Genomic DNA, 25,833 nt, shown 5'->3' on the forward strand with positions numbered 1-25,833 from the left:
CAGGCCAGTGGTCTTTAGAAGAGAAGCAGAACGATCTGGAAAGGTCGGCCATAGTGGGTGATAGTCCCGTATGCGTAGTGCTTTTAAAGATCCTTGAGTAGGGCGGGGCACGTGAAACCCTGTCTGAACATGGGGGGACCACCCTCCAAGCCTAAATACTCCCTGGTGACCGATAGTGAACAAGTACCGTGAGGGAAAGGTGAAAAGCACCCCGACGAGGGGAGTGAAATAGACCTGAAACCGGATGCCTACAAGCAGTCGGAGCCTCTTATGGGGTGACGGCGTACCTTTTGTATAATGGGTCAGCGAGTTTCTGTTTGCAGCGAGCTTAAGCCGATAGGTGTAGGCGTAGCGAAAGCGAGTCTGAATAGGGCGCATAGTTGCTGGCAGAAGACCCGAAACCGAGTGATCTAGCCATGGCCAGGCTGAAGGTGCGGTAACACGCACTGGAGGGCCGAACCCACGCCTGTTGAAAAAGTCGGGGATGAGCTGTGGCTAGGGGTGAAAGGCCAATCAAACTCGGAGATAGCTGGTTCTCCGCGAAATCTATTGAGGTAGACCGTCAGGTGTTGACCCCGGGGGGTAGAGCACTGGATGGGCTAGGGGGGCCCAAAGCCTTACCAAACCCAACCAAACTCCGAATACCCGGAAGTTTAGCCTGGCAGACAGACAGTGGGTGCTAAGGTCCATTGTCGAGAGGGAAACAGCCCAGACCACCAGCTAAGGCCCCTAAATCGTGGCTAAGTGGGAAAGGATGTGGGGATTCCATAACAACCAGGAGGTTGGCTTAGAAGCAGCCATCCTTTAAAGAAAGCGTAATAGCTCACTGGTCTAATAGAAACCCTGCGCCGAAAATGTAACGGGGCTCAAGCCACGTGCCGAAGCTGTGGGTGCATACTATGTATGCGCGGTAGCGGAGCGTTCCGTAGGTCTGTGAAGGAAGCGGGGTGACCCCTTCTGGAGATATCGGAAGTGCGAATGCTGACATGAGTAGCGACAAACAGTGCGAGAAACACTGTCGCCGAAAGTCCAAGGGTTCCTGCGCAAGGTTAATCCACGCAGGGTTAGTCGGCCCCTAAGGCGAGGGCGAAAGCCGTAGTCGATGGGAATCAGGTGAATATTCCTGAACCTGCCAGAAGTGACGAATGCGATATGTTGTTGGTCCTTAACGGATTGGACCGGCTTTTGGAGCATTCCAGGAAATAGCTCTGGCGTATAGACCGTACCCTAAACCGACACAGGTGGACTGGTAGAGCATACCAAGGCGCTTGAGAGAACGATGCTGAAGGAACTAGGCAAATTACTCGTGTAACTTCGGGATAAGCGAGACCCACATTTGGGCAACCATTTGTGGGTGGCACAGACCAGGGGGTAGCGACTGTTTAGTAAAAACACAGGACTCTGCGAAGTCGAAAGACGACGTATAGGGTCTGACGCCTGCCCGGTGCCGGAAGGTTAAGAGGAGGTGTGAGAGCACTGAATTGAAGCCCCGGTAAACGGCGGCCGTAACTATAACGGTCCTAAGGTAGCGAAATTCCTTGTCGGGTAAGTTCCGACCTGCACGAATGGCGTAACGACTTCCCCGCTGTCTCCAGCATCGGCTCAGCGAAATTGAATTCCCCGTGAAGATGCGGGGTATCCGCGGTCAGACGGAAAGACCCTATGAACCTTTACTGTAGCTTTACAGTGGCATCAGAGACATTCTGTGTAGGATAGGTGGGAGGCTTTGAAGCAGGGGCGCCAGTTCCTGTGGAGCCATCCTTGAAATACCACCCTGAATTTTTCTGATGTCTAACCGCGGCCAGTAAGCCTGGTCCGGGACCCTGTATGGTGGGCAGTTTGACTGGGGCGGTCGCCTCCCAAAGTGTAACGGAGGCGCGCGATGGTGGGCTCAGGCCGGTCGGAAACCGGCTGTTGAGTGCAATGGCATAAGCCCGCCTGACTGCGAGAGTGACAGCTCGAGCAGAGACGAAAGTCGGCCATAGTGATCCGGTGGTCCCGCGTGGAAGGGCCATCGCTCAACGGATAAAAGGTACTCTAGGGATAACAGGCTGATCTCCCCCAAGAGTCCACATCGACGGGGAGGTTTGGCACCTCGATGTCGGCTCATCACATCCTGGGGCTGGAGCAGGTCCCAAGGGTTCGGCTGTTCGCCGATTAAAGTGGTACGTGAGCTGGGTTTAGAACGTCGTGAGACAGTTCGGTCCCTATCTGCCGTGGATGTTGGAGATTTGAGAGGATTTGTCCCTAGTACGAGAGGACCGGGATGAACATACCTCTGGTGCACCGGTTGTCGCGCCAGCGGCACAGCCGGGTAGCTAAGTATGGACGGGATAACCGCTGAAAGCATCTAAGCGGGAAACCCACCTCAAAACTAGATCTCCCTGAGGGTCGTGGTAGACCACCACGTTAATAGGCCAGATGTGAAAGCGTGGTAACACGTGCAGCTAACTGGTCCTAATCACCCAATAGGCTCACTCTCACACTATCCTTACGGATAGCCCGTGCACAGAAATCATCCATAACCACGTCACACGCAAAACACCAAAACGCACCAACCGCATCCACACACCCTTATAGGGTAGTCTGGATGACCTGGTGGCCATGGCGGGGAGAGTTCCACCCGATCCCATCCCGAACTCGGCCGTGAAAACCCCCAGCGCCTATGATACTGCGGCTTAAGCCGCGGGAAAGTCGGTCGCCGCCAGGTCTTCCAGTCTACCCTCACAAAACTAAGCCAAAACAAAATCAGCACTCTCTCAACCGCGGGGTGGAGCAGCCCGGTAGCTCGTCAGGCTCATAACCTGAAGGCCGCAGGTTCAAATCCTGCCCCCGCAACCATCTGAACTTGCGATGCGAACGCATCACGAACCCCAGTCCCGAAACGGGCTGGGGTTTTCGTTTGTCCGCTGCCCGACGCCATCGTCAGGATGCCGGCAAGATCGCCCTGGACATCGATCTGTAAACCCTTGTCGGATGGCGTGAGGATGATCGCCTCGATCAGCGAGCGGATCACCTCGGCCGCCTCCTGACGTTTCTCGTCCAGCTCGGAATGCAGCATGTCGTGCAGGCGCGCGAGTTGCCGGTGGTAGAACTCCGCCATCTGGGGATGGAGCAGGGGCGGCGGCGCTTCGGCGGTGGTGAGGAACTCCTTGAGTTCCGCCTTGCGGGCTTCGAGCTTCGATCCGCGTTCTTTGACCGTTTCGATCGAGATCGCTTCCGAAAGGTAGAGGTCCATCAGGCGCTGGATATCGCGCTCGACCCGCTTCAGTTCTGATTCCGCTGCGCCGATGTCGGCTGACGCCTCCATGCGCAGGCGGTTCATCTCGTCCGTGAACGCGGTGCAGAACTCGGCGAACAGGTCCGGGTCCATGAGGTGGTGACGCAGGGCGTCGAGGACGCGTCGTTCCAGTTCCTCGCGGCGGATATTGGTCCGGTTGCCGCAGGTGCCTTTGTTACGTGCCGTCGAGCAGCCGAGTAATGTGCCGGAGATCATGGAATAGCCGCCTCCGCAACAGCCGCATTTGCTCAGGCCGGAGAAGAGATAGCGTGGGCGGCGTTTCTCTCGGAAATGGTCGGGTGATGATGTGTCGCTTGTGTTCCGGCTGGCGCTGACGCTGGCCTGCCGCGCCTTGACCGCGTCCCACAGATCCTGATCGACGATCCGCAGTTCCGGCACATCCTGGATCACCCATTCGGTTTCCGGGTTGGGGCGGGCCTGGCGTTTGCCCGTATCAGGATCCTTGATGAAGCGCTGGCGGTTCCACACCAATTTTCCGATATACATCTCGTTATTAAGGATGCCGGTGCCGCGCGCCCGGTTGCCGGTGATGGTCGAGAAGCCCCACGCACCACTGCCCGGTGCCGGGATGCCTTCGTCGTTGAGACGGAAGGCGATGGCGCGCGGCCCCAGTCCGGCCGCGAAGTCGCGGAAGATGCGACGGACCACCTCGGCCTCCACCACGTTGATGCTCCGGTCTCCCCGGATCGGCTCCCCATTGGCGTCGAGCCTGCGCACTACGTCGTAGCCGTAGGCGTTACCGCCGCCGGACTTGCCCAGTTCCACGCGCCCCCGCAAACCGCGATGGGTCTTCTCGGCCAGGTCTTTCAGGAACAGGGCGTTCATCGTGCCCTTGAGGCCGACGTGAAGGTGGGACACCTCGCCCTCGGAGAGGGTGACGATCCGCACGCCGGCATAGTTCATGCGCTTGAAGACGCCGGCGATATCTTCCTGGTCGCGGGACAGGCGGTCCATCGCTTCGGCCAGCACGATCGCAAAACGCCCGCGCTGTGCATCGGCGATCAGCGCCTGGATGCCAGGCCGCATTAAAGACGCGCCCGAAATGGCGTGGTCTGTATAGTCCTCGACGATGCTCCAGCCCTGTTTCTCCGCGTGGGTGCGGCAGACCCGAAGCTGATCGGCGATCGAGGCGTCGCGCTGGTTGTCGGAGGAATAGCGGGCGTAGAGCGCGACCTTCATGACGAGGCTTCCCTTACGGTCCGGAGCGGCGGCGCTGCTCCTGTTGCTGAGACCGGAACCAGTCCCGTGCCGCGCGGCTTGCCATGAGGCGGACCAGCGCAATCAGGCGCGGGTCGGGGGCATTGGGGCGGATGACAAGCCGTAATTCGGGCTCGGGCGGCCGATACGCCGGGGCAATGGACTGGCTGGGTTTGTCCGTCATCGTGGCTCTCTTCCGCGCATATGGCAAGGAAAACAGAGACACGATCCAGACAGATGATTGTTATTTCAATGAAAAATGGTAATACGGGAGGGCGTACCCGAGCGTGCTCCAGCGTGCGGAATCGTAGTCATGGGTAGTCCCGGATAGACGCGCGTCGCACAAATACTGGTGTATGGCGGCGTTACGAAAGGGAAGGGGGAGTCATGAACGATATGGGAAAGCCGTGCTTTCGGCGGTAAGGACTTGCTACCGATTCTGTGTCCGCAGCCACGATGGCTGGCTCCATGTCATGTCGGCTATCGTCCGCATCTCAGACATATGGTGCCCCCAATGGCTTTCCGCTTAGCGGACAAGAGTGGTTGCGGAAGGGTTAAGCAACGCAGCAAGCGCTCTTGTTCTAATGTTCCTGTGTGACTAACATCAGCCTACAATCACTTTTTTTGGTATTAGAACGAAGAAACGATATAATACTCTACAAAACCTGTGGGGACTTTTGTCTATCGACGACGATATTTGGAGCCAAGCGCCTAGCTTAAGTTTCGAGAACGAAGCTGCGGTTGAGACCCGCCTCGTCGTGCCGTTACTGCGTGCCCTTGGCCATAACGAGACGGACCATATAGTTCCCAAGTACCCAGTGATTTTCCAAGAGGGGCGGAAAGGGCGCAGGCCTGAAGCAGACTTCATCGTGTTTGCCGAGCGACCGCACTCGCGCGCCACTTCCCTCATAACCGTAGAAGCGAAGCATCCGAACGAAGAGCTTTCGGGAGGAAAGGAGCAGGGCGAATCATATGCCGCCAACATCCGCACGCCGCTCCTGATTATTACGAACGGGCGATGTATCCAAATCTGGCAATACCAGCCGACTTACGAGAGTGAACTAGTCCTAAACTGCTCGGTCACCGAACTCCCAGCACTGCGGGGTAAGATCGAAGCGCTTCTAGCTAGGGAGGCAGTCCTCGCTCACATACGAACGATGAGGCACAAGTCTTTCGGGGTTTGGGCCCGAGATCTCGGGGCATATGAGCGGGCGGAGTTCGAAAGAGGGGACGGTGCTGGAATCGCGATTTCGCGGAGGTTGAAGAACATGGATTCGGGTTCGTGCGAATTCGCCTCGACTGATCTTCTGACAAACTACCCCGATGGTGCAGCGCTCTTCGCAGCGTCAGGCTACGGTAAGACGACCTTAGCACGTGAATTGCGTCGACAAGCCTTGGAAAGGCGATGGTCCGGCGAGAGCAGCAAACTTCCAGTTGAGGTTTTTCTGCCTGATCTGGTGTCCCACCGAGAGAGCCTGGAAATCTTCCTTTATACAAGGGTGGCCGCGCACTGCCCTCAAATTAGCCTTTCCGCGTTCAGGGATTGCTTGCGCGAAGATGGGATTGTTCTCCTTGCAGATGGCTTTGACCGCGTCCCAGCCGAGCATCAGTCAGTTACCGAAAGCGCGCTTATCACATTTCGACGTGATTTCCCAAAGACACAGCTTTTTTTATTCACACGCGCGATTTCGCGCCCAGAGCGTTTGGCGCTGTCCAGCGTGGAACTTCTAGAGCTGAATGGAGACGAGCAACATGCTTTAGTCGAGCGCTTCTTGCTTGCAGAGAAGCGCACCGGCGCGTCGTTCTGGTATCGTGCATCGAGTATGCTGCGGGAGCTGTGTAGCCACCCACTTATTCTGCAACTGACCCTTCTGCTTTACAAGGAACAAGGTCAGCTACCGAGCCAAATTGAACCCCTGTTTCAGGCTTGGCTCGACCGCTTACTGCCGAGATCACTTCCACTTGCGCGCCGGACAGAACTTAAGAGATTGCTAACCTCTTTCGCGAACGCGACCGTCAACGGGCCACTTTCAGAAGATGCTGCGGTCGAACTCGTTCGGAGTGAGGGTTTCTCAGACAGTCTCTTGCAATCACTTCTCGACGCTGACGCCCTGACACAGAGAGGGGCGACGGTGGAACTCCAACACGAAGCGCTAGCCGATTACCTTCGGGCCCTTGATATAGTTAAACATACATTAGCCGATGTGACATTAAGACTAAAAAAGCTTCCTTTACTAGAAGGATCGCAACTGCCCGCTCTTCTGATGGCGGTCGCCAAGAGCGCAGAAATGCAGCACCTTATATGGAGAGAAGTTGTATCCGCCGACATCACTGCGGCAATGGGAGCATTACGGTATCGTGCGGACCTCACTCCGGATTCCAACGCGGCCGATCCTGCGGGACTCTCTCGAGACTGCCTTTCTGAAATCTTGCAAGGGATAGAGCTGCCTTTAGAGGTTTACGTCCCTCGTCTGGCGTCCCGGATCCAGTTTGATCTCGTGGGATCTGATACACAACGCTTGGGCATCATTGGAACCATTGAACCGAAGAGTGGCCATTTAAGCTATTCGTTTGTAGCATGTGGTCAAGGCGAAGACCAAGTTAAGGTTGGTCAAGCCGTTAATGCCAACTCTAGCTACGGTATGCATCTTACCGCAATGGGGTTAAGGCTCGACAGTGGCCGCCTCATTGGCATGAGCCACATTCGGGATGGTCTACTCACATTGGTAAAGGGGCGTCGCCTCGACGGCGGCATTGTTTGGGCGGAGGAAAGGACCCTCGGTCGATTGCGGCATCTCGTTCGCAATTATGACTTCCCCTACATTTCAGGAATGAGTCTTGAGCAAGCAAGAGATCTTCTTATCCAGAGTGCTGGAAGTTGGGTTGCGCCTGGCGCATTTCGAGCGGGTCAAACATTTGCAATTGACGACCTCGTGGCCGAGATCGAGTTTTTAATCACGGAAGGGCGAACGCACCTTAATCCCTGGTGGGGCACATGCGACGCTTTTGATTTGGGTAATCCAGAGGGCCGAACTCGACTGAGCGAACTTCTGGATACGTATTACCGGCGAATGCAGCTCGCGTACAGAGAAATTGTGGAAACCAGTTTCCCGCTACTTGCGTACAAACTTCCACTTTACCAAGTCATGCCGGTTCGGTACGAAATTGAGATCGAATCTCATAACCGGCGAGGTTATCCGTCCCAAACGCTTCATTGGCGGTGGATGCCTGTGGACACGTTTGACCAGATCGGTGCCACAGTTACCTTTCCCTCAAAAATATCTGACATGCGGTCGGCAGTTGCATTGAACGATTATCTACAACGCATCGACGAGGAACTCGCCCGATTAGGACGGCATGTTTCTAATCTGCGATACACGTGCGGAGAGGAGAGGCTCCCTAATTTTGTCCATGGCTTTTCAACATTCGGTGCAGCGGTGGATGAGACATTGGTTGTGCATGCTACCTCCGCTCAAATTGAAGAGGATCTGAAATTTTTATTTAGTGAATTACCCACGAGCGACCAAGAAGCTCTGGACCGTATCGGGATTGGAGGTGACTTACTCTTTTGAGTATGTCTATCAGAAAACAGATATACAGATTTTCTAGCTAAAAAGGGGCCAGACAGGCGGCAGACGCCTTCATACCAACCGTTCAGTCAGACGTCGTAGCTTCACGAGTTCCGCAATGGTGTCAGACGGGCGAAGACGTTGTCTCGCCATTCCTCAATTTTTGGAAGGAGGTGCGATAGTTCCGGCGCCTGCCCCTCCAACAAGACGGCTAACAGATTGGAGCAGGTATATTCTGCCCAAGGTGTGATTGCCTCGATCTGTTTAAGCGTTTTCAGGGCACTTCCCCTCAAATCAGCGTAGTCCGATTTGTTGATCGTCTCAATCCATTCTTCTATGTGCTTCCAGTAGTTCGCCCCCGCGTTGATCGCGGTGGCCAGCGACAATCCGCTTTTCGTCATTGGCGGTGCGTCAAACGCTTCCGCCATCCTGATACCGAGTCCTGTTCGCGTCGCCGTTATGTAGCGTTGGATGGCCACAAAGCCGTGTCCGATAAAGTATTCGGCACTGTCGCAGAGGCCATCCGTCTCGGGGTCCTGAGACGCAGCAATAGCCGCATTAAGTCGGGTCAGCTCAAGGTCGAGAAGGCGCAAATGTCTCCCGAGTAGAGAAAAATCCCCGTCGGCATAGCCGTCATCACTCTTAATAATCGTCGTAATGCTCATAACCGACCTCGGCCCGATATGCAGCCTCTCGTTCAGCCTTCAGTTGCTCTAGTGAAACGTCGATTTTATTAAAGTCGATGCTATACATTGGTAGTTGCCAGAGGTTGTAAAATGCGTGAACGTGACTTTCATTAGCCTGTTCTGTGACAAGTCCCTCCTTGTCCAGCCGTGCTGCAAGTCGGTGAGTCAGATTGCGCGCTTCCGAGTACCCTTGACTGTCGACAAAATTGACCGCCCTCCAAACGTCAGCCGTCGCCTGCACCCCCGCGCGCGAGAACAAGCCGAGGGCGCTGAGCGCCTCTGTCAGCAGCAAGGATATAGGTTTCGTCCCTATCATTACTTCTGACCATTGATGTGGATCACTCCATTGCGGCTTTCCGTCCTCGTAAACCTCTATGTCCGCATACATCGCGCTTTCGCGGCTGTAGAGCGCCCAATTTGGCATTATGTACTCGTTCATTCTCCCTTCGAGATAATGCCTCTGACGCTTCGTATCGACATATTCCTGTAGCTGGGTGACATTGACAGGCTTCCAGCTTTGGGCCTCGGCGTAGATCAGACGCGCAAGATGATCATAAAAGACCTTCTTGACGATGCGCCCAATCCGGCTGCTCAAGTGAGTAGATGGGCATCGCACTAAGTCGAGCAAAATGAGCGTCTTGGCCGCCTCTTCCTCCGCAAAGCATTCCAACACGCGAGCCTCACGCGGGGACCGATCAAGTTGGCGAGAAGCGTTCCAAAAACCTTGAGCGCTTTTGAGGATGATAGGCAAGCCTTCCGCGATGAAGTCGAGCCGTGCACTATATGACATCGTGCATAGGGCATGGGCTTGCCGATTACCATAAGAAGCTTTGATCATCGTAGGACCATATCAGGTTACAGAACTTCCACGTAACCTATTGCGCGCCTTTATGAATGCGCCGTGGAGCACCGGGGTAGTTAAATTGCGGACGTTCTTCTTTTCTGATCCTTCAAGTGAAAAGCGAGCAGATTACATTTCAGGACGTTGCTTTCTGTATCGAAGATGGATCGATCTGAGGCAGCGCGGTGGGTAAAATACGCTGGTGATAGGTTTCCGACATGAAGTCGATGAAGGCCGCGGCCGCGCTGACTGCGAGGCGAGCGTGCCGTGGCTCTAGACCTCGGTGCTTGCCGTCGCGACCATGGCCAGAACCGTAGAGGCTGCGAATTTCGGCCAAATATTGGGTGATTGTTGTCAAATTACGAAGTAGAAGACGGATCGTCTCGGCCCCCTTGGCTTCTTCCGAGATACCTTCCGGAACGAGTCGTAGCTCTTTTGTGAGAAGTTTTGTGAGTTCGGGTAAGCTCGCGGTCTTGGTGAATGGAACTTGCTGTCGAGTAAGGATCGACTTACAGCAGCTTTCAACCAAGTCTTTTGCAGTGCCTATAGCTAATGCTGGGTCAGCTTCGAACGCCACAACAAGACGTTCAATCTCTTTCTGCATCCAGCCTGCGTCAAGGGCATCGGCGACAGTTCTGGCACGGGAGACTGCTAATTGTCCCGCAAGCCCGGCTCTACGAGCAACGAAGAGCGGCCTACTTGCGATGCGTTCCTCCTCGACCAAGGACCAACCGTCCTGTCGGAGTTGGTCATTATATTGTGTAATTAGCCTTATCGACGCATCCTTGTCAGGTCGGACGACCGGATGGACAGTTTCGCAAAGGAAGCGCAAAAATACATCATCCGGGCCGCCTTGAAGACCTAAACGCACATCGTCATAGATCCAATTCTCGGACCAATCACAGTTGTTAACGCGATGCTGATAGATGTCGCCAGCCGCGTCTTTGTATCGGGAGTCGTAGGACGGCAACGCCTGTAGATCATAGATGCGTGCGAGGAAATCGACTTCGTCGAGGTTACCGCACCATCTGACTTTCTCAATCCGGAGGCCGTCGATAATGTTCAGCCGGGTTTGTCGTCTAATTCGAACACTGGGCTTAGCGGCAGCACCCGGCTCAGCAAGGCGTGGGACGATCTTGGCCCTATACCAATCTTCGCTATAGGGCTCCAGAACGGCTTTAAGGCGCTGGGTGATTTGCTCCTCGACGCCAGTCTTAGCGGCGCCAAGGAGCGCGTAGTCGGCAGCATCGATGGCAAGGTAAACAGTCCACGACTCGGTCCCACCGTTCCAGTTGTCGAACCCGGTCCGCTCAATGCGCGGCGCGGCCGAGCGCAACAGATCCGCGGCTTGGTTCATTCGTTCGGCGGCAAGCAGTTCTTCGACCGTTGCGAGATAACGGGCGGGGCTCTCAATCAAATCTTGCATATATCAAGTCTAAAGCATCGCGCTTTGAGTTTAAAGGAAATAGTATCTCATTGAATTCACTTCAATTTATATATCTTTTGGCCCCAGACCTAGCTGGTAGAAAAGGCCCTTACGCCGATGTCCGATATCTAACTCATTTGCCATACAGCGGACAATCTGCTCACCCCCCATAGCAGCCAACCCGAAACATAGAGTGTCGAAAAAAGCTAATGGCTCCGCCCTCGCGCCGACAAGGGTGCGCGTCAGCGCGCTGACGCCGTCCGATGGGGTGTCCCCGATCTTCCTGCGCTACGCTCCGTGCAGACCGGGAGATACACCGCGCACATCTTCCAGCGTCAGAGACGGAGTATTGGACATCGTCTTGCTTCCTCCATGACACCGCTCGAAGCGAAAGAGACGATGCTCTGCTGTTCTGTTTTGCGCTGGCAAACAGCGTGACGGCGCTGTCAGCGTCTTATGCTCTTACAGTGGCGGCAAGGATCATTGCTGGTCTTGCAGCGGGCGTTGCATGGCCTGTCGTGATCGGGTTCGCAGTCAGGATCAGCGACGGCAGGAATGTCGGGCGGGCCGTTGCAATGACGCTTGTGGGGAGCACGGTTGCGATGGTCGCGGGCTTGCCTCTCGGGACCATGATGGGGGGAGTATTGGGCTGGCGTGTCAGTTACGCGTTGCTGTCGGCTGTGGCGCTCGGCATTGTCGCATGGGTGCTGGCTATTCTTCCGTCTGTGTCCGGTCTGGAGGAAGAGCAGGCGTCTTCCATAAAACATGTCGCACGTATTCCGGGAATGCGGCAGGTGTTGCTGGTGACGCTGTTGGGCATCATCGCGCATTATGCTCTTTACACCTATATCGCACCTTTTGCCGGAATGCTGAGTTTGACGCATGGAACGACCGAGCCTGACCGCCGGCTTTCTCAATGTCAGCCACGATCTGCTTCAGCTGGCTTTCCCGGCGCGCACCGAGGACAACTTTTGCCCCCTTTGCTGCCAGTAACTTTGCCGCTGCTTCGCCAATCCCTGAGGAAGCGCCCGTGATGAGGACGACTTTATCTTTAACCATTTATGGTAACCCAAATGCGACGCCTGTGCTGATCCTTGCCGTGACACCGGGCATGCAATCCATGTCCCACCTGTATGATCTGGTGGTGACATCGGCGACAGCCAGCACCACAACCTCAACCGGTGCGACGGCATTCAGGAACCAGATTGCCAATTCTCTGGCGGGCGGGGCGAATGCTTCAACCGGTTCGGCTGTAGCGACCGGGGCGGAAACGCTGGTGCCACTGTCCGTCGTGGCTCGCATTGCCCCCAGTCTCGACCCGGTGGCGGTCACCCATATCGGCTATGCCAGTTCCGCCTCGCTGGCGCTGGAGCTGGCTCCCGGCGTCAGCCTGTCACAGGCACAATCCGTTATCGATCAGGAATGGCGAAATCTGCATCTGCCGGAGACCATAAACGGTGAACTGCAGAGTGATGAGGGTGACGTCGGCAAAAGCACCCATGACAGCGAGATCCTGATCGTCGGCGCTGTGCTGGCCGTCTATCTGACATTGGGCATGCTGTATGAAAGCATGTGGCACCCGCTGACCATTCTCTCCACCATTCCCTCGGCCGGGATCGGGGCGGTGATGGCACTGAACCTGTTCGGCCTGCCGTTCTCGGGCATGGCGGTCATTGCCATGCTGCTGCTGACCGGCATCTCGCTCAAGAACGCCATCCTGCTGGTGGATTTCGCCATCCACGCCGAGCGCGAACGCGGTATGACGCCACGGGACGCCATCCGCGAGGCGTGTCTGCTGCGTCTGCGCCCGATTGTCATGACCACCTTTGCCGCCGCTCTTGGCGCACTGCCTCTGGTGCTGATGGGCGGCTATGGCATGGAACTGCGCTAGCCGCTGGGCATTGCGCTGATCGGTGGCCTGCTCGTCAGCCAGGTCCAGACCATGTTCACGACCCCGGCTCTCTATCTGCTGGTGGGGCGATTGTCGCGGGAGAAACATGGTAAAAGCGTTTGATGGCAGTAAGGCGGGGATTTGAGACAGTCCGGTATTGGGCAGGCAGCATGAGACAGCCGACATCCTTACAACCAGATTGCTTCGCGCCTCAAGATTCCCTGCATCCAATAGGCGAGCCTGAAAGCCGCCATCGTCCATATATTGCGTAAGAAGGCAGACTATCACTACAGTAACTTCGGTTATCCATCTTGCGCTATGAATATTTATAAATCAGTAAAGATCATACAGGGAAGCAGAGCGTTCAAATGAAAATACTTAATATCTCCGATACACTCCCAGGAGACATAATTCTTTCGTCATCGAAGACACCTTCTTCGTTTGCTATCCGAACGCTCACAGGTAATTTAAAAGCATCACACGCCTTGATAGTTATAAATCCAGTAATATGGTTCGAGGCAGTAAAGCCAAATATTCGATACAAAATCATTGAACCCGTAATGGCAAGAGGTCAGTGTGGAGTTTTTATTGGATCACACCCCGGTAATGGTGAAAAATATTATGTATATAGATCAAGGAGTATTAATGGAACGTCAAAATATATTGATTTTGACGAAATTGCTCTAAATCTAATAAGGATGTTATCGATTTTTTACCTGCTCAATTACGCGGAACCAGAGCATTTTTTACCTCTTCTCAAATGGGGAATAGGCAATTTAAGCCCAATTAGAGCACTCGCTGAAGCGGCTCGACAATCTAAGACATCAGAATTCGATGGTGTTTTCTGTTCTTGGCTCGTGGCTCTCTGTTACGAGAATTTAGGCTTAGATTTTTTTCGAGAAGCCCCGCAGACTATCAGTCCTGCGACTATTGCGCGATCCGTTGAATTTGAATGTATCGGGGAATGTCAAAATAACGCTACCGTGCTCAATACAAACGAAAATATGAAAAGACTATTGCGCATTACGAGTGACGCACGCAATACACTGGCACATATCGATAGACACATGAGCTCAGTGAAGGATACCATTTCTTCTCTTCACAGTATTTTGTCGCATAGTTCCGATCAAACACTGACATATAATTTTAACAATGAATATAATTCTTTTCAACACGAATTATCATATAGTAATCTTATGAGAGCCCATTTTGACAATATAAAAGATTTCACAAGAAAAATGATCGAGCAGATATACCCGGAAAGCTACGAATGTATCTACAATACGCTCGGTTACGTTCCGAATCATTACAAATTTGATCGTAGAAAATGGAATGCATATTAATAGGTTTTTATGTATGCGCTCCAGCACCCAGATAATGTTTTATTGCGCTCGAGATGATGTGGGTGCTGGTGACTGTTATTGGATCGACCAATTTTTACTTTTTTATTTATGGATTGTTTTCGAAAACTAAATTCTTACCTAAGTGTCCAGAATGAAGACGATTGGTGATGTGTTGCTGGTGATTGGGCGCAAGTTGCGCTATCCTTAGATAATGGCTCTCGTACAAAACCCAATCTTATTTTCAACTTACTTCGACGTACCGGCGCAAACGATAACGGCTGCCGGTCTTATCGATCCTTTCCTCAATGTCGATGTGCCGCTCTTTATCGACCCAGTGCTGCTCGAAAAATCCAGTAATACTACGATTGCCACGTCGGCCATTAACCGTTTCCGCCGCCATTTCGAGGTGCTGGTCCGAATGCTGGCGATCTCAGGGGCCGAGAACGATGCCGCATGGAAGGGCGCTCGCCGCCAACTCGACCTGAGCGAGCCGCCTGAAAACGGCCTAGGCTATGGAGGAAGTGGACGCTCAGGTAGTTCACGCCCTCAGTACATCTGTGAGGCAATCCTGCGTACGAGCAAAGAAATCATCACGCTTGGCGCAAGAGACCCTGAGATGATCTCTTTAATGGGATTCTTCGAGGAAGATGTCGGGCCAGACACTATCAGCGACCTAACTACCACCGTCATCATGAATGACCTCGCCGCGATCACTGAAGCTTTCTGTCAGGCGAACGGGGTGCCGTTGTTCGAAACCGACATGGGCCATAAGCTGCCCCGGTTCAAAACGTTGTCCGGCCGCACAATCTCGATCGTGCTGGTGCCCGAAGACATTGTGCGCGAACTGCCGATTGCCAATGATTGGTCGGATATCGAGCGAGCCGCGATGGAGAATGCGCGCATCCGCGACCGGGTCAATAAATTTCTCGGCGGTATCATCCGGCCGACAGTTGTCGACCGTAAGCAGGCGCTGCGGAACGCGGCACTAGAATCACCGGAGGAATTCGACTTCTTCTTGGCAGCCGTGAAGGCAAATGTCAGCAACTACGATTCCAATTTAGACGCGCTCGGTTACTACCGGCTAAAGGGGATCGTTGCGGACGGGTTCCCAGGGCTGAAGCAGGCATCGGCCTACGACCTGAAGCTCGGACCTAACGAAATTATGCGAGTGGTCAAGGACACGGTTGCGCAGTTCAAGCGGCACGTGGAGGCAGGAAACCTGTGGGAAGAGCTTTGGCTAGGTGATAAGCCGAAAAAGGAGCGCGCTTCTCAGCTCATCTATTACGCGATCGCTGATGCTTTCTGTAAGGCGAACGACCTCGACATTTCGCCTGAGGCGAATATGGGCGGCGGACCGATCGACTTCAAATTCTCGAGCGGTTATTCGGCCCGTGTACTGGTGGAAATGAAGCGATCCGGCGGCACGGTTGTACATGGCTATGAGAAGCAGCTTGAGTTCTACAAGGTTGCTTCGCAGACCGAATTTGCCCTGTTTGTCATCATAGATTACGGCGATCTTGGTACGAAGCTAAGTGAAATCAAACGCATACGGAATGCACGTCTAGATGCGGGCGAGCGGGCGTCCGAAATCATTGTAATAGATGCTCAGCGAAAGGCGTCGGCAAGCAAGCGGCACTAAAGCCCGCAACGATCTTCCGAAGCTAGAAGCAGGCATGCTCGTGTCCACTTTTGGGTCAGATCTTTAATGCTTTCGATGTCCGATAAGAAGGCGAGTAACGCCTGTCTGCTTCATATTCCTTGAGCGGACAGGCAGTTCAGAAGGAGATAGCGGTCGGTCTGCTTTAGGGGCAGTGCAACCAGTTGCAGACCTATCTAACAATCCCGGTGCGGTTTACTCTATTGGCGAACTCTTTTCGGATTATAGCCAAGAGCCCCCAAATCACGCAGAGAAAGTCGAGCAGCCAGCCATGACATTGAAAAAGAAATCTCTTCTTTCATGCCGGATGCCTTACTATCCCGGCCATTATCATGACGTCCCAAGCATCATCTAGGACGTTCCGTAAAGCGTCGGACGGCTGTCAATGATATTCTTGTCGGCTCCAACCATCGTTGGGCGAATCCACAGCAACCTGCTTTCTGCCAGCGCCTTCCCAAACCGTTGATTCCGCCAGTGTCCTCGGCGCCAGTGACCAACGGCTGTCCCGCCGAGCGTCTTTCGCTTCTCGAATGACGTTCGATAGCCGCAGAAATTGATCCAGCGGCAACCGTCCTGACGTGCTCGCGCTTCTGCCATTTTTCTGGCTTTGCCCTTGGCCTGCCCGACTTTTTCATGGACACGCGGATCGTTTAGTCGTTTTTCCTGAGCGCGCTCGGGATAATTCAAGTAGCAGACGAGGTTGAACACCAGTCTCGTGACCTCCTTCAGCACCGTCGGATCGGAAATCACGTTGCGAAGATCGTCAGGATGCCCGTCTTCTTCTCTAAAGGTATCCATTGGAATCGCCGATCGACGACCGCGTTCGATGCCATCTCCAACCGTATTGCGGTGCGAGACAAAATCGTAGTGCGCACGGAGCGTTGGCTGGCCCAAAAGATCGGTCAATGAAAGTGACGCCGGAGCATGATTACGCCGACGGAACGTGAAATCCACCGTGAACATCAAGTATGAGCACCACTCACCCGAACCGCGGATATCCACCTTTTCTGCGATTTCATCCATCACCGCATCGGGATCTAGCAGGTATCGGTCGTAAAGCTGTTGGGCAGCCGTATTTTCGGCCAATAGCTTCGCAATATAACTGTCAAAGCTTGCAAAACTTTCTGAGTCGTCCTTACGCAGACTCTCCAGAGCGCCTGGTATTCGCTCAAGATCCGCCCATTGCTTCCTCTGCTCAGCGATCAGTTCGTTCGGAGGACGGGGCTTCATCCGGAGAGAGTCAACCAGGCAAATTTCAGCCGTGACATAGAATCCATCGATGACCCAGTCGCGATTGTAGTCGGGCAAAAAATGTCCCGGCGCAAGAGCGACATAGAACGTGTCGTATGGCATCCGCAGATTCTGGATGGGTAACTCATCCACGTCCGTATCGGCCAGCATTGCCAACAGGTCGGGCGCAAACTCGAATATTTGTTGACCATCGTGGCGCCAGTTTCGGAGCACCGAGCGCCAATTCTCTTCACGCAGGATAACCTCCCAGGCGGTTCTTTCCGGCACACCTTGAGGGAAATCGGCAAGAAAGGCATCTTCGTGAGGCGCCACCACCTGTCGGTAATAGTTTTCCCGCTCTGCGTCGGTACCGTCCGGCCTATTACTATCGACTGCCCAATAAGCATCGAGCCGAGGTTGTAAACCGCGCAATTCAGTTTCATGACGCCAAGCGTGCAACTGAGATAGCCTCACGGCCGGATTCTTCAAAATCGCCCCCAACAAAGATAGATTTAGCTCACTGCCGGTCTGCACTCATACCCAATAACAAATGTTCATCTTAATCGGAAATCGAGACGATACATCGCCTAAACTCTGCTAGAAAAACGATCGTATGCAGTAACACGAACAGTTTTTATATCTGCTTTGTATCGATATATTTCACGTAGAAGATAGGATATTTCTGCATCCTTTTCAGCGTCAGCAACATCGAAATACCAAGACCGGGGCTTGCCATTATCTTCGCCGTTCCAACGATATCCCCGAGCCTTCAGGAGATCTTTGAATTCGAACGGCGAATTTTCGGCCCAGATCCGCCAGGTTGGCAGGCGTGCACGATCCAGCAGCCTGACAAGAGCCGGAACGTGCATTCTCGGCAGTTCTTGCGCAAGGATTGCCGAGATAGACAAAGCCATCGACAGCCGACCATTTCCTGTTGGTCAGATCAAGCTGCTCGGCAAGCGCATAACGGAAGGTCGCCGGATTGAAGCGGCGTTCAACCACACCGGAGAAGCCGTTGGCATAGGGCAGGCCAAGCCGGTCCATCGCCGTTTCGTTGAAAAGGTCGTAGTTGGTGGTAAAAATCCACGGACGCGGTAGCGAGCGATCACGCAGGACCAGCTTTCTGTAGAATGTTTCGTAGAGCGTCCCGACGGTGCTGTCGCCATTGGCAAACGCTCCGTTCGTGCATTTGTCCCAGAGGAAAGCCTGCACCTTCTTAATGATCGAATTGACGACCTTCAGATTACCTTCCGCCTTCGCAAGCGTGCTTCGAGAAAGCGAGAACCGAAGGCTGAACAGCAGTTCCATCAACCGTTCAAGGTTGCGGGCATACTCTTTCCCGCCGATATCTATCCCCAACTCGTCAGAAAGGACTTTCCGTTCGACTGCGGTCGGGAACCCCGCCTCGTCGGCGGCCCGCGCCTTCGTGAACTCCTTGGCAAGAGGCACCATGGTCGGGATGCCAACCTCCCGCCAGTCATCGCCGAGCACGTCGTCAGTTTCCTTGACGTAATACGACGAACATCCTGCCCCAAGCAGGAACGCTACGTTCTTTGCATTCAGAGATTCCGACAACGCTTTCCTGACGACATCGGCACCGGCCGGCCATTCAAGATCGCCGGCATCAGCCTCTACGCCCCGCAGAAATTTGAATGTCAATTTCTCAGGCTCTTCTCCGTCGGAATCCGCCACGCCCCCCCCTTAGTTGAACAATACTTCAATATCCGCCATAGGCCGGAAAAGCTTCATCGGCTGATCTGAAAATGGTAAAAAACTCTCTCGCTCATAGAAGCGCTTCGCGCCTTCGCCCTTTGGCCGCCGTCGACGAATAGATCGTCGAGCCCGACGGTCTCGGTCAGACCAAGGCTCACCACGTTCAAGTGGATGCGGCGATCCTTAAGTATCACCCACAGCCCGCTTCGATTGGTGAAAATCTTCTCGGTAACGTCGCAGCGATGGTGGCCGACACGGAGACCGCGTCATACTTCACCTAGTTACTCAGCGCACCCGACCCTGGGCGGCTTCACGCGGTGTAAGCTCAAGCGTTCCTTTTCCGTCGACGTTTTGCCAAATGCGTTGCCGCGAGGCAGTTTGCGCTACGTTGGGCGGCGTGACACACCAGAAATGGTGCAGTTTCTGGCTGGCACGCTCGCCTAGTGCATCGGTGACGATGCAGATTCGATAGCTCCCATCGAGGAACTTCCCGCGTTCCTCGAGACGTATCTTGTCAAACTCGTTGGAGGTGAAATCTGCCACCACCGCGCTGCCGGACCGGCCCTTCACCTCGATGCAAAGCGTAGCGTCGCCTTGAACGGCGACGAGGTCATATCCCCGATTCGCTGTCGAGACGTCGTCAACGTTGTAGCCAAGCACCTTGAAGTGGTCGGTCACGATCCGCATCGCGGCACCTTCGATCTCCTTGCGCCTTTCCGGATCTGGTTGGAAGCGATGCCCCTTGCTTCCGGACTTCGGCGAGACGGCCTCCGCAAGCGGCAATGCTTTACCGGTCTCAATGAAATGACGGATGCGACGTGCGATCTCAGGCCCGACCTCTGCCTGCAGCTCAGGAAAGTAGACTGGGCTCTGGCCGGGGATACCCTTGTCGCCTTTCTTGCGCGGCGGGATCCAAAGAACCCGCTCCTCTGGCGCAAGCAGATGGCAATCCTTTTCATCCGCCTCGACCTGAAACGACAGCGTGTGCGGCTCATGCGAGTACGGATCGCGATAGGTCCTCGCTCGCTTCAGCGCGCCCTTGGGTTGCTGGCGATCACGATAGACCGTGGCGTTGTCGTACCACCCAACGACGATCCTCCCTCGACGAGGCGACGGATCCGGCGCGGTCCAGACGACCAAAACATTGTCGATGGAATCGCTCGTGGGCGTGGTCCCGAGCTTTTCGATGTGGAGCGAATTCTCAAGTATTTCGACATGCCCATAGCAGCGACCAGAGGTCGGCTTGAAATTCAGGACCTCCCCGCCCCATCCATTCTCCGCCGCCCACTTGAAGCCGCCCGCATAGAATCCTTCCAGGCTGCCGTCATAGTTATTGAGATGGATGCCGTGCAGCACGATCAACGGACGGTTCATTGGGTCACCCTTCGTATTACGATTAGACAAACCGGTATCTTGGCTAGACCTGCCCTGCAACAAGCCGCGACGGAATGGCAGAAATGCACCAAAACTCAGTCTATCGCGCTTAGCTTAGCAATATCCGCTTTCGCGGCATTACCATTAACGCTCGAATGTCCGACATGAGGCGTATCCCGTCAATCCGCCACACTCCCAACTGACGGATCCTCTGGGTTGGGACGATCAATCGCCCTTGGCCCCATAAACTGGTCGATTTGTGCTAAAGAAGGATATGTCTGACCGCTATTATTCTGATCTTCGCGCACTGTGCTGTATTATCGATCGCGGCAGTTTTGTCGCCGCTGCGAGAGAACTTTGTGTATCGCGTTCAACGCTCAGTGAAACGATCCGCCGACTGGAAAACTTTGTTGGCGTCCAGCTCCTGAACCGAACGACACGCAGTGTCAGCCCCACGCCCGCCGGTGAACGTCTCGCGGCGCGGTTCGGCGTGGCGTTCGAAGAAATCGGGGCCGCTATAAGCGAGGCCGGTGCAATGGGCGGCGAAATCGCTGGTCCGGTGAGAGTTCACGCCCAACGTCTTGGTTATGAGCTCTTCCTAAAATCGCTCTTGCCTGACTTTGTCCGACGTTTCCCCCGGATCAGCGTCGAGGTGCAGATCGATGATGCTAGCGTGGACATCGTACACGAACGGTTCGACGTAGGCATACGGCTTGGAGAGATGCTGGATCAGGATGCTATTGCGTTTCCGCTTCAGCCCGGTTTGCGGCAGATTGCCGTTGCCGCCCCGTCCTACCTTAATCAGCACGGGGTACCACTCCATCCGCGTGAACTCCGCGATCATCTCTGCATCGGCTTTCGCTGGCCGGGGCACGCTGCCTTGTACAACTGGGAATTCTACGAAAATGGCGTCTGGTTCTCCGTAGCCGTATCCGGCCCGCTGACCTTCAATGATCAGCGGGCCGCACTTGATGCCGCCGTTGCTGGTGCGGGCATTGCATTATGGGTTGAGAGCGAGGTCCAGCCGCTCATTGAGGCCGGCCATCTTGTTCCCCTGCTGACGGAGTATTCCGCCGCTTTTCCTGGCTTTGCGCTTTACTATCACCCACACCGTCATCGGTCGACTGCGGTGAAGACCTTTATTGCCGCCGTGCGCGGTGCAAAGAAGCCGTAACAGATTGTACCTGCCCAGCCGTATAACTCATCCCGAATATCCGGGATTAAACTTATGGCCCGGTCACTCCAGATAATGTCCTCGACATCACAGGAGGTTTGTATGGATCCGGAAAACACATCAGGAAATTTTGCAGGCAAAGTCGCGATTGTCACCGGCGCTGCAAGCGGGATCGGTCGCGCAACTGTGGAACTACTTCATGCGCGTGGAGCATCGGTTATTGCGGAAGACCGCGATCCCAGTGTCAACACTCTGGCCCGGCCTGGCATCGTCCCGCTCGTCGGGGACGTGACAGAAGAAGGCGCTGCCCGACTGGCCGTGGCAACGGCGGTCGAGAAGTTCGGTCAGCTGGATATTCTCGTAAATAATGCGGGCATCATCATCAACAAACTGGTGGTGGACATGACTCTTGAGGACTGGGACCGCATCTTCGCCGTCAATATCAGGGGCGTATTCCTGCACTCGCGTGAGGCGATGCGTGCGATGATCCCGAACGGTAGCGGAGCTATCGTCAATGTGGGATCTTACGCATGCTTTCAGGCATTTCCATCGATCGCAGCTTATGCCGCATCAAAAGGGGCTCTCGCACAGTTCACCCGAACCCTTGCAGTGGAAGCAATCGGTCATGGGATCCGGGTGAATGCCGTGGGCGCTGGAGATACCGTGACCAATATTCTCAACCATATTCATGCAGACGGCCGAGCAGCCCTTGCAGACTATGGCAAACACGCCCCCATCGGACGTGCGGCTCAGCCAGAGGAGATCGCAAGGGTGATAGCCTTTCTCGCATCTGACGAGGCCAGCTTCATGGTCGGGTCAATCACAATGGCCGATGGTGGGAAAAGCGTAGTTCTTCCCTCCTGATCAGATCATTTCCGCTTTCCACTCTCTCGCTGCTCGTCATGGCCACGTCTGCTTTGCGGAACGGGCTATGACCGAGCGGATGACGGGGATGAGGCGGAAGCGGACATAACTCTGGATGCATAAGCTTTACGCTTTGTGAGGGTAGGGGGCATTTATTTCAGTAAAAGGTCATGCGTGTGCCGAAAAAAGTTCATTAAAACAGCCTATTAATCCCGCTTTGTTCTCAACTTGCGGTTGCCGCAAGCTGAGAAGCAATCCTGCCCCCGCAACCAGAAATTACGTTTAATATTGAACGCTTAGGCCGCCTTACGGGCGGCCTTTTGCGTTTCTGCTCTACGCACAGGATGCGTATAGGATGCAATTGGGACTGAAAGCGCAGCGTAGTTAGAGCTCAAAGCGTGGCATTATCACGATAGCGTGATGTCCGTTCCAAGCCTCATTGCTCAGTGGAAATTGCGCGATCGGACGACGAGACGTTCACTGCCTGAGTCTATGCTGGCGCTGGTATCTACGGAGGATCGGTTCCCGACGTCCGCTAGCAATATTGACAGATCGGTGATCTCCTTCGCGACCAGATGCACGACGTCGCCTTCTTTCTGCAGCATGCCTTTCACGGCCAGCATTTGCCCGCTCAGCACCACCCGTCGGTTGGCGTCAAACATGTCCGGCCAGATGATGACGTTCATGTTGGCCGTCTCATCCTCCAGCGTTAGGAATACTACGCCTTCCGCCGATCCTGGTCGCTGCCGGACCAGCACCAGTCCCGCTACGGTGAGACGCTTCCCGTCCTTTGCCGCCAGCGCCTTACCGACAAACGGGGGCGGGACCGTGACCATTCTCTCCACCATCCCCTCGGCCGGGATCGGGGCTGTCATGGCGCTCGACCTGTTCGGGCTGCTGTTCTCGGGCATGGCGGTGATCGCCATGCTGCTGCTCACCGGCATCTCGCTCAAGAACGCGATCCTGCTGGTGGATTTCGCCATCCATGCCGAACGCGAACGCGGCATGACGCCACGGGACGCCATCCGCGAGGCGTGTCTGCTGCGTCTGCGCCCGATTGTCATGACCACCTTTGCCGCCGCTCTTGGCGCACTGCCGCTGGTGCTGATGGGCGGCTATGGCATGGAACTGCGCCAGCCGCTGGGCATTGCGCTGATTGGTGGCCTGCTCGTCAGTCAGGCCCAGACCATGTTCACCACGCCGGCGCTCTATCTGCTGGTGGGACGATGTGCACAGTGGGGGAAAGATAGAAGCGTCTGATGGCAACTATGGGGGGAGAACGGAAGGTCGACTTTGTGTAGGGCGATCGATAAAATCGGACATTTACTCATAAAACAGCCAAGCGTCAGGCAATTGATTCAGTTTGAGTGTTCGAACCTACATAGTTCGCCGATTGCCCTCCATAACCCGATATTGCCGCCGATCACCGCATATCTCGTGCAGTATAGCAAGCCGCCGTTTCCATGCTATTGCTTGATAACTGCTTACCCTGCCCGGCAGTACGGCAGCTTTCGACTACCTTTAAGACATTTAGAAGAGTTGATGTGAGCAACAGCTTATGCTGGAATATGTCACTCGGTTCGCACGAACCGACCGAGCGCAACGCAGAATCAATTTAGTCGAAGGGAAAAATGACAGGTGATCTCGAACTCACGAAAGTCGATTGCCGCCCTTGCCGAAGATTTCATTGCGCTATCTAAACAAGGCAACAACTGGTCGCATGGAGCCGACGGGCTTCAGTTCATGAGGGAGTTCGAACGGCACTCAGACAATTCCGAAGCGGGCGAAGAACTGGTGGCCGCTCTGGAAGAGCGCGGCGCGAGTTTGGTGGACTTGATACTTTCCCCGCTGGCGGAGTTGGCATTCACTCCGCTCGTCGTTATGCGCCAGCACAGCGTCGGGCACGGGGGATTCCACACCGGTGCGATGGGGCGTGGCAGTGCGCGCCTCCGTTGGGTTTACGACTGTGGCGCTTCTCGAACCGAGGGACTGCAGAGACTCTCAGAGGAGATCGGCATTTTGGCGGGCGAGCCAGGCGACGCGAAGCGGCGCATCGACCTCTTGTTCATTTCGCACTTCGATCGAGATCATATCTCCGGGATCGTGCAGCTGATGTCTGCGCTGGAGGTCGACACGGTCGTGATCCCGTATCTTGACGATCTCCAGCGTGCGATAATTCTCGCTGGCGCACTAGCGGACCGCGAGGAAGCGGGGGCTAGCGTGGCGCCGGGACTGACCCAGGCGCTGTTCGACCCGGTCGCTTGGCTGACTGAGCTTGGTGCGAAGTCGGTGATACAGGTTCGCCCGGGGGGACCGGGCTTTGATGGGGCCAGGCTTCTGAGTTACGGCCCCGGCGACGGGCCTGAGTTATCAGAGGACGTCGAAGGTGCGAAGCCTGTACTTGTTCGTCAGAGTGACGATGCGGTCAACGCCGCGGATGATCACAGTGTGGTCGACTCTGGTTCGGGTTGGATGGTGACGCATTTCGGTCGCCGGTTCGGGGATTGGTGTTTCCTCCCGTATGTAACGTCGGCTAAGCAGAGTGCGCGTGACGCGTTCAGAGCGGCGTTTGACGGACTGCTCGAGCGACGAGAGGACGAAACCATGATAGCGGCCTTCCATCGCAAGATGGAAGAGACAGACTTTCCGACCAAGGTTAAAGCTACCTACAAAGAGCACGAACTGGGCGACGCGAATGCAGTATCCATGTCGCTCTACGTCGGGCCGTTCCGGGATGGGGTCTACTTTAGCCGCAAGCCATTGCGGGCAGGCCAGAAAAGACACGAGGCTGGTCCCGGCTGGTTGCTAACGGGCGATGCGAAGCTTGCGCAGGTCGGCAGGCGTAACGACTGGTGCACTTTTTACAAGCCGTTAAAAAGCCGCATCGGCGCACTGATGCTTCCGCATCACGGCTCTCATCTGAACTTCCACGAGGATATTCTCGACATCGTGGAAGAGGATTGTCTCCTCTTCGCGTGCAGACGCGCGAAGTTGGGGGACCCCCTGCACGAGAACGTCTGGACGGTCGTTGAGCGCCGACCGGTCGCTATCGTATCCGACGACCGCGAGACATCGCTCATGCAGGTTAGCGGAGCCACAGTTCTAGAATATGCTGAGCGAGAGCTCTCAGACTTGGCTAAGGAATGGTGCTGACGCCTAGTTAGCCATATGTTTTCCCGAAACTCAGACTGTCGCGACGGCAGCCAATTACCGAAGGCGGGCTGAAGAGGGCTATGGCGTAGACGTAGTTCTCATCCGGTTCTGGCGCGCCTCGTCCGCTATCCGCCTTTTCCGGCAGAGCGTCGAATAATTCATGTCAGCTTTCGGGAAACTTTCCCAACCGCCAGGATGACCGACATGAGGCGATGGCCGCCTGTCTGCTTAATTCTTGAAGCCGACAAGCACATTTGGGAGGGAAGCTGACGGTCAGCTTAAGGTTGCATCAAAAGAAAAGCGGGCATACGTGAGAATGGTAATGAAGCTGGATTTCGATATCATCTCCTTAATTGATTATCAATAAATACCCTTCCCAAAACAGGAAAATTTTAAAACATTACGCCATATAGT

Annotated in this window: 15 protein-coding genes, 1 tRNA gene, 2 rRNA genes and 5 pseudogenes (1 of these 23 only partly in view); 13 read left to right on the forward strand and 10 right to left on the reverse strand. The window is 54.9% G+C overall.

Annotation, left to right across the window (positions count from 1 at the left end):
- The 3 genes from ACSYTG_RS05580 to ACSYTG_RS05590 all read left to right on the forward strand — a co-directional run.
- Positions 1 to 2,482: ribosomal RNA gene (locus ACSYTG_RS05580) — 23S ribosomal RNA — on the forward strand; it begins 259 nt to the left of the window's first position.
- A gap of 112 nt (positions 2,483 to 2,594) precedes the next feature.
- Positions 2,595 to 2,710, forward strand: a 5S ribosomal RNA gene (rrf, locus tag ACSYTG_RS05585).
- A gap of 54 nt (positions 2,711 to 2,764) precedes the next feature.
- Positions 2,765 to 2,841 (forward strand) — tRNA-Met (locus ACSYTG_RS05590).
- Here the strand turns inward: ACSYTG_RS05590 and ACSYTG_RS05595 are convergent.
- Both ACSYTG_RS05595 and ACSYTG_RS05600 read right to left on the reverse strand, forming a co-directional pair.
- Positions 2,798 to 4,480: a recombinase family protein gene (locus ACSYTG_RS05595; RefSeq protein WP_489784134.1), complete on the reverse strand. Its 1,683-nt coding sequence runs from the start codon at positions 4,478 to 4,480 to the stop codon at positions 2,798 to 2,800. The two genes, ACSYTG_RS05590 and ACSYTG_RS05595, sit on opposite strands and share 44 nt — an antisense overlap.
- A gap of 13 nt (positions 4,481 to 4,493) precedes the next feature.
- Positions 4,494 to 4,682 carry a hypothetical protein gene (locus tag ACSYTG_RS05600; protein WP_489784102.1) on the reverse strand — a complete coding sequence of 63 codons (189 nt, stop codon included), beginning with the start codon at positions 4,680 to 4,682 and terminating at the stop codon, positions 4,494 to 4,496.
- Positions 4,683 to 5,316: 634 nt separating this feature from the next.
- Between ACSYTG_RS05600 and ACSYTG_RS05605 the strand changes: the two are divergent.
- Positions 5,317 to 5,484 (forward strand): annotated as a pseudogene (locus ACSYTG_RS05605) (hypothetical protein); the annotation flags it as partial.
- Positions 5,485 to 5,766: 282 nt separating this feature from the next.
- The gene (locus ACSYTG_RS05610; RefSeq protein WP_489784135.1) at positions 5,767 to 8,070 is read left to right on the forward strand and encodes an NACHT domain-containing protein; all 2,304 of its coding nucleotides are present in this window, start codon (positions 5,767 to 5,769) and stop codon (positions 8,068 to 8,070) included.
- Between the two features lie 101 nt (positions 8,071 to 8,171).
- Here ACSYTG_RS05610 and ACSYTG_RS05615 read toward each other — a convergent pair whose 3' ends face one another.
- The 3 genes from ACSYTG_RS05615 to ACSYTG_RS05625 all read right to left on the reverse strand — a co-directional run bounded on the left by ACSYTG_RS05615 (position 8,172) and on the right by ACSYTG_RS05625 (position 11,020).
- Positions 8,172 to 8,732 carry a hypothetical protein gene (locus tag ACSYTG_RS05615; RefSeq protein WP_489784103.1) on the reverse strand — a complete coding sequence of 187 codons (561 nt, stop codon included), beginning with the start codon at positions 8,730 to 8,732 and terminating at the stop codon, positions 8,172 to 8,174.
- The gene (locus tag ACSYTG_RS05620; RefSeq protein ID WP_489784104.1) at positions 8,710 to 9,591 is read right to left on the reverse strand and encodes a hypothetical protein; all 882 of its coding nucleotides are present in this window, start codon (positions 9,589 to 9,591) and stop codon (positions 8,710 to 8,712) included. Before ACSYTG_RS05620 ends, ACSYTG_RS05615 begins: the two co-directional genes overlap by 23 nt.
- A 139-nt stretch (positions 9,592 to 9,730) precedes the next feature.
- Entirely contained in the window at positions 9,731 to 11,020 is a 1,290-nt protein-coding gene (locus ACSYTG_RS05625; RefSeq protein WP_489784105.1) for an abortive infection family protein, read from the reverse strand.
- A gap of 263 nt (positions 11,021 to 11,283) precedes the next feature.
- Between ACSYTG_RS05625 and ACSYTG_RS05630 the strand changes: the two are divergent.
- A pseudogene (locus ACSYTG_RS05630) lies at positions 11,284 to 11,841 on the forward strand (MFS transporter); the annotation flags it as partial.
- Here the strand turns inward: ACSYTG_RS05630 and ACSYTG_RS05635 are convergent.
- Complete coding sequence (locus ACSYTG_RS05635; RefSeq protein WP_489784106.1) at positions 11,840 to 12,079, reverse strand: SDR family NAD(P)-dependent oxidoreductase; 240 nt, start codon at positions 12,077 to 12,079, stop codon at positions 11,840 to 11,842. The pseudogene ACSYTG_RS05630 and the gene ACSYTG_RS05635 overlap by 2 nt on opposite strands.
- An 82-nt stretch (positions 12,080 to 12,161) precedes the next feature.
- Between ACSYTG_RS05635 and ACSYTG_RS05640 the strand changes: the two are divergent.
- From ACSYTG_RS05640 to ACSYTG_RS05650, 3 genes and pseudogenes are all read left to right on the forward strand, one after another.
- Positions 12,162 to 13,034 (forward strand): annotated as a pseudogene (locus ACSYTG_RS05640) (efflux RND transporter permease subunit); the annotation flags it as partial.
- 245 nt (positions 13,035 to 13,279) lie between these two features.
- Positions 13,280 to 14,254 (forward strand): hypothetical protein, encoded by a 975-nt coding sequence (locus tag ACSYTG_RS05645; protein WP_489784108.1) that lies wholly within the window; start codon positions 13,280 to 13,282, stop codon positions 14,252 to 14,254.
- A gap of 211 nt (positions 14,255 to 14,465) precedes the next feature.
- Positions 14,466 to 15,893 carry a DUF8370 family protein gene (locus ACSYTG_RS05650; RefSeq protein WP_489784109.1) on the forward strand — a complete coding sequence of 476 codons (1,428 nt, stop codon included), beginning with the start codon at positions 14,466 to 14,468 and terminating at the stop codon, positions 15,891 to 15,893.
- Between the two features lie 369 nt (positions 15,894 to 16,262).
- Here the strand turns inward: ACSYTG_RS05650 and ACSYTG_RS05655 are convergent, their stop codons facing one another.
- From ACSYTG_RS05655 to ACSYTG_RS05665, 3 genes are all read right to left on the reverse strand, one after another.
- Positions 16,263 to 17,615: an AcrVA2 family anti-CRISPR protein gene (locus ACSYTG_RS05655; RefSeq protein ID WP_489784110.1), complete on the reverse strand. Its 1,353-nt coding sequence runs from the start codon at positions 17,613 to 17,615 to the stop codon at positions 16,263 to 16,265.
- Between the two features lie 261 nt (positions 17,616 to 17,876).
- Positions 17,877 to 18,833, reverse strand: a complete 957-nt coding sequence (locus ACSYTG_RS05660; protein ID WP_489784111.1) for a hypothetical protein — start codon at positions 18,831 to 18,833, stop codon at positions 17,877 to 17,879.
- A gap of 306 nt (positions 18,834 to 19,139) precedes the next feature.
- Positions 19,140 to 20,228, reverse strand: a complete 1,089-nt coding sequence (locus ACSYTG_RS05665; RefSeq protein ID WP_489784112.1) for a protein NO VEIN domain-containing protein — start codon at positions 20,226 to 20,228, stop codon at positions 19,140 to 19,142.
- A gap of 274 nt (positions 20,229 to 20,502) precedes the next feature.
- On the opposite strand from ACSYTG_RS05665, the gene ACSYTG_RS05670 reads away from it, so the two are divergent.
- Positions 20,503 to 21,402 (forward strand): LysR family transcriptional regulator, encoded by a 900-nt coding sequence (locus ACSYTG_RS05670; RefSeq protein WP_489784113.1) that lies wholly within the window; start codon positions 20,503 to 20,505, stop codon positions 21,400 to 21,402.
- Between the two features lie 102 nt (positions 21,403 to 21,504).
- Positions 21,505 to 22,266 (forward strand): SDR family NAD(P)-dependent oxidoreductase, encoded by a 762-nt coding sequence (locus ACSYTG_RS05675; RefSeq protein WP_489784114.1) that lies wholly within the window; start codon positions 21,505 to 21,507, stop codon positions 22,264 to 22,266.
- Between the two features lie 443 nt (positions 22,267 to 22,709).
- Here ACSYTG_RS05675 and ACSYTG_RS05680 read toward each other — a convergent pair.
- Positions 22,710 to 23,072, reverse strand: a pseudogene (locus ACSYTG_RS05680) (OB-fold nucleic acid binding domain-containing protein); the annotation flags it as partial.
- A gap of 22 nt (positions 23,073 to 23,094) precedes the next feature.
- On the opposite strand from ACSYTG_RS05680, the pseudogene ACSYTG_RS05685 reads away from it, so the two are divergent.
- Positions 23,095 to 23,526 (forward strand): annotated as a pseudogene (locus tag ACSYTG_RS05685) (efflux RND transporter permease subunit); the annotation flags it as partial.
- 378 nt (positions 23,527 to 23,904) lie between these two features.
- Positions 23,905 to 25,419 carry an MBL fold metallo-hydrolase gene (locus tag ACSYTG_RS05690; protein ID WP_489784115.1) on the forward strand — a complete coding sequence of 505 codons (1,515 nt, stop codon included), beginning with the start codon at positions 23,905 to 23,907 and terminating at the stop codon, positions 25,417 to 25,419.
- Positions 25,420 to 25,833 lie beyond the last annotated feature (414 nt).

It is taken from the genome of Acetobacter sp. ESL1128 (genome assembly GCF_058505085.1).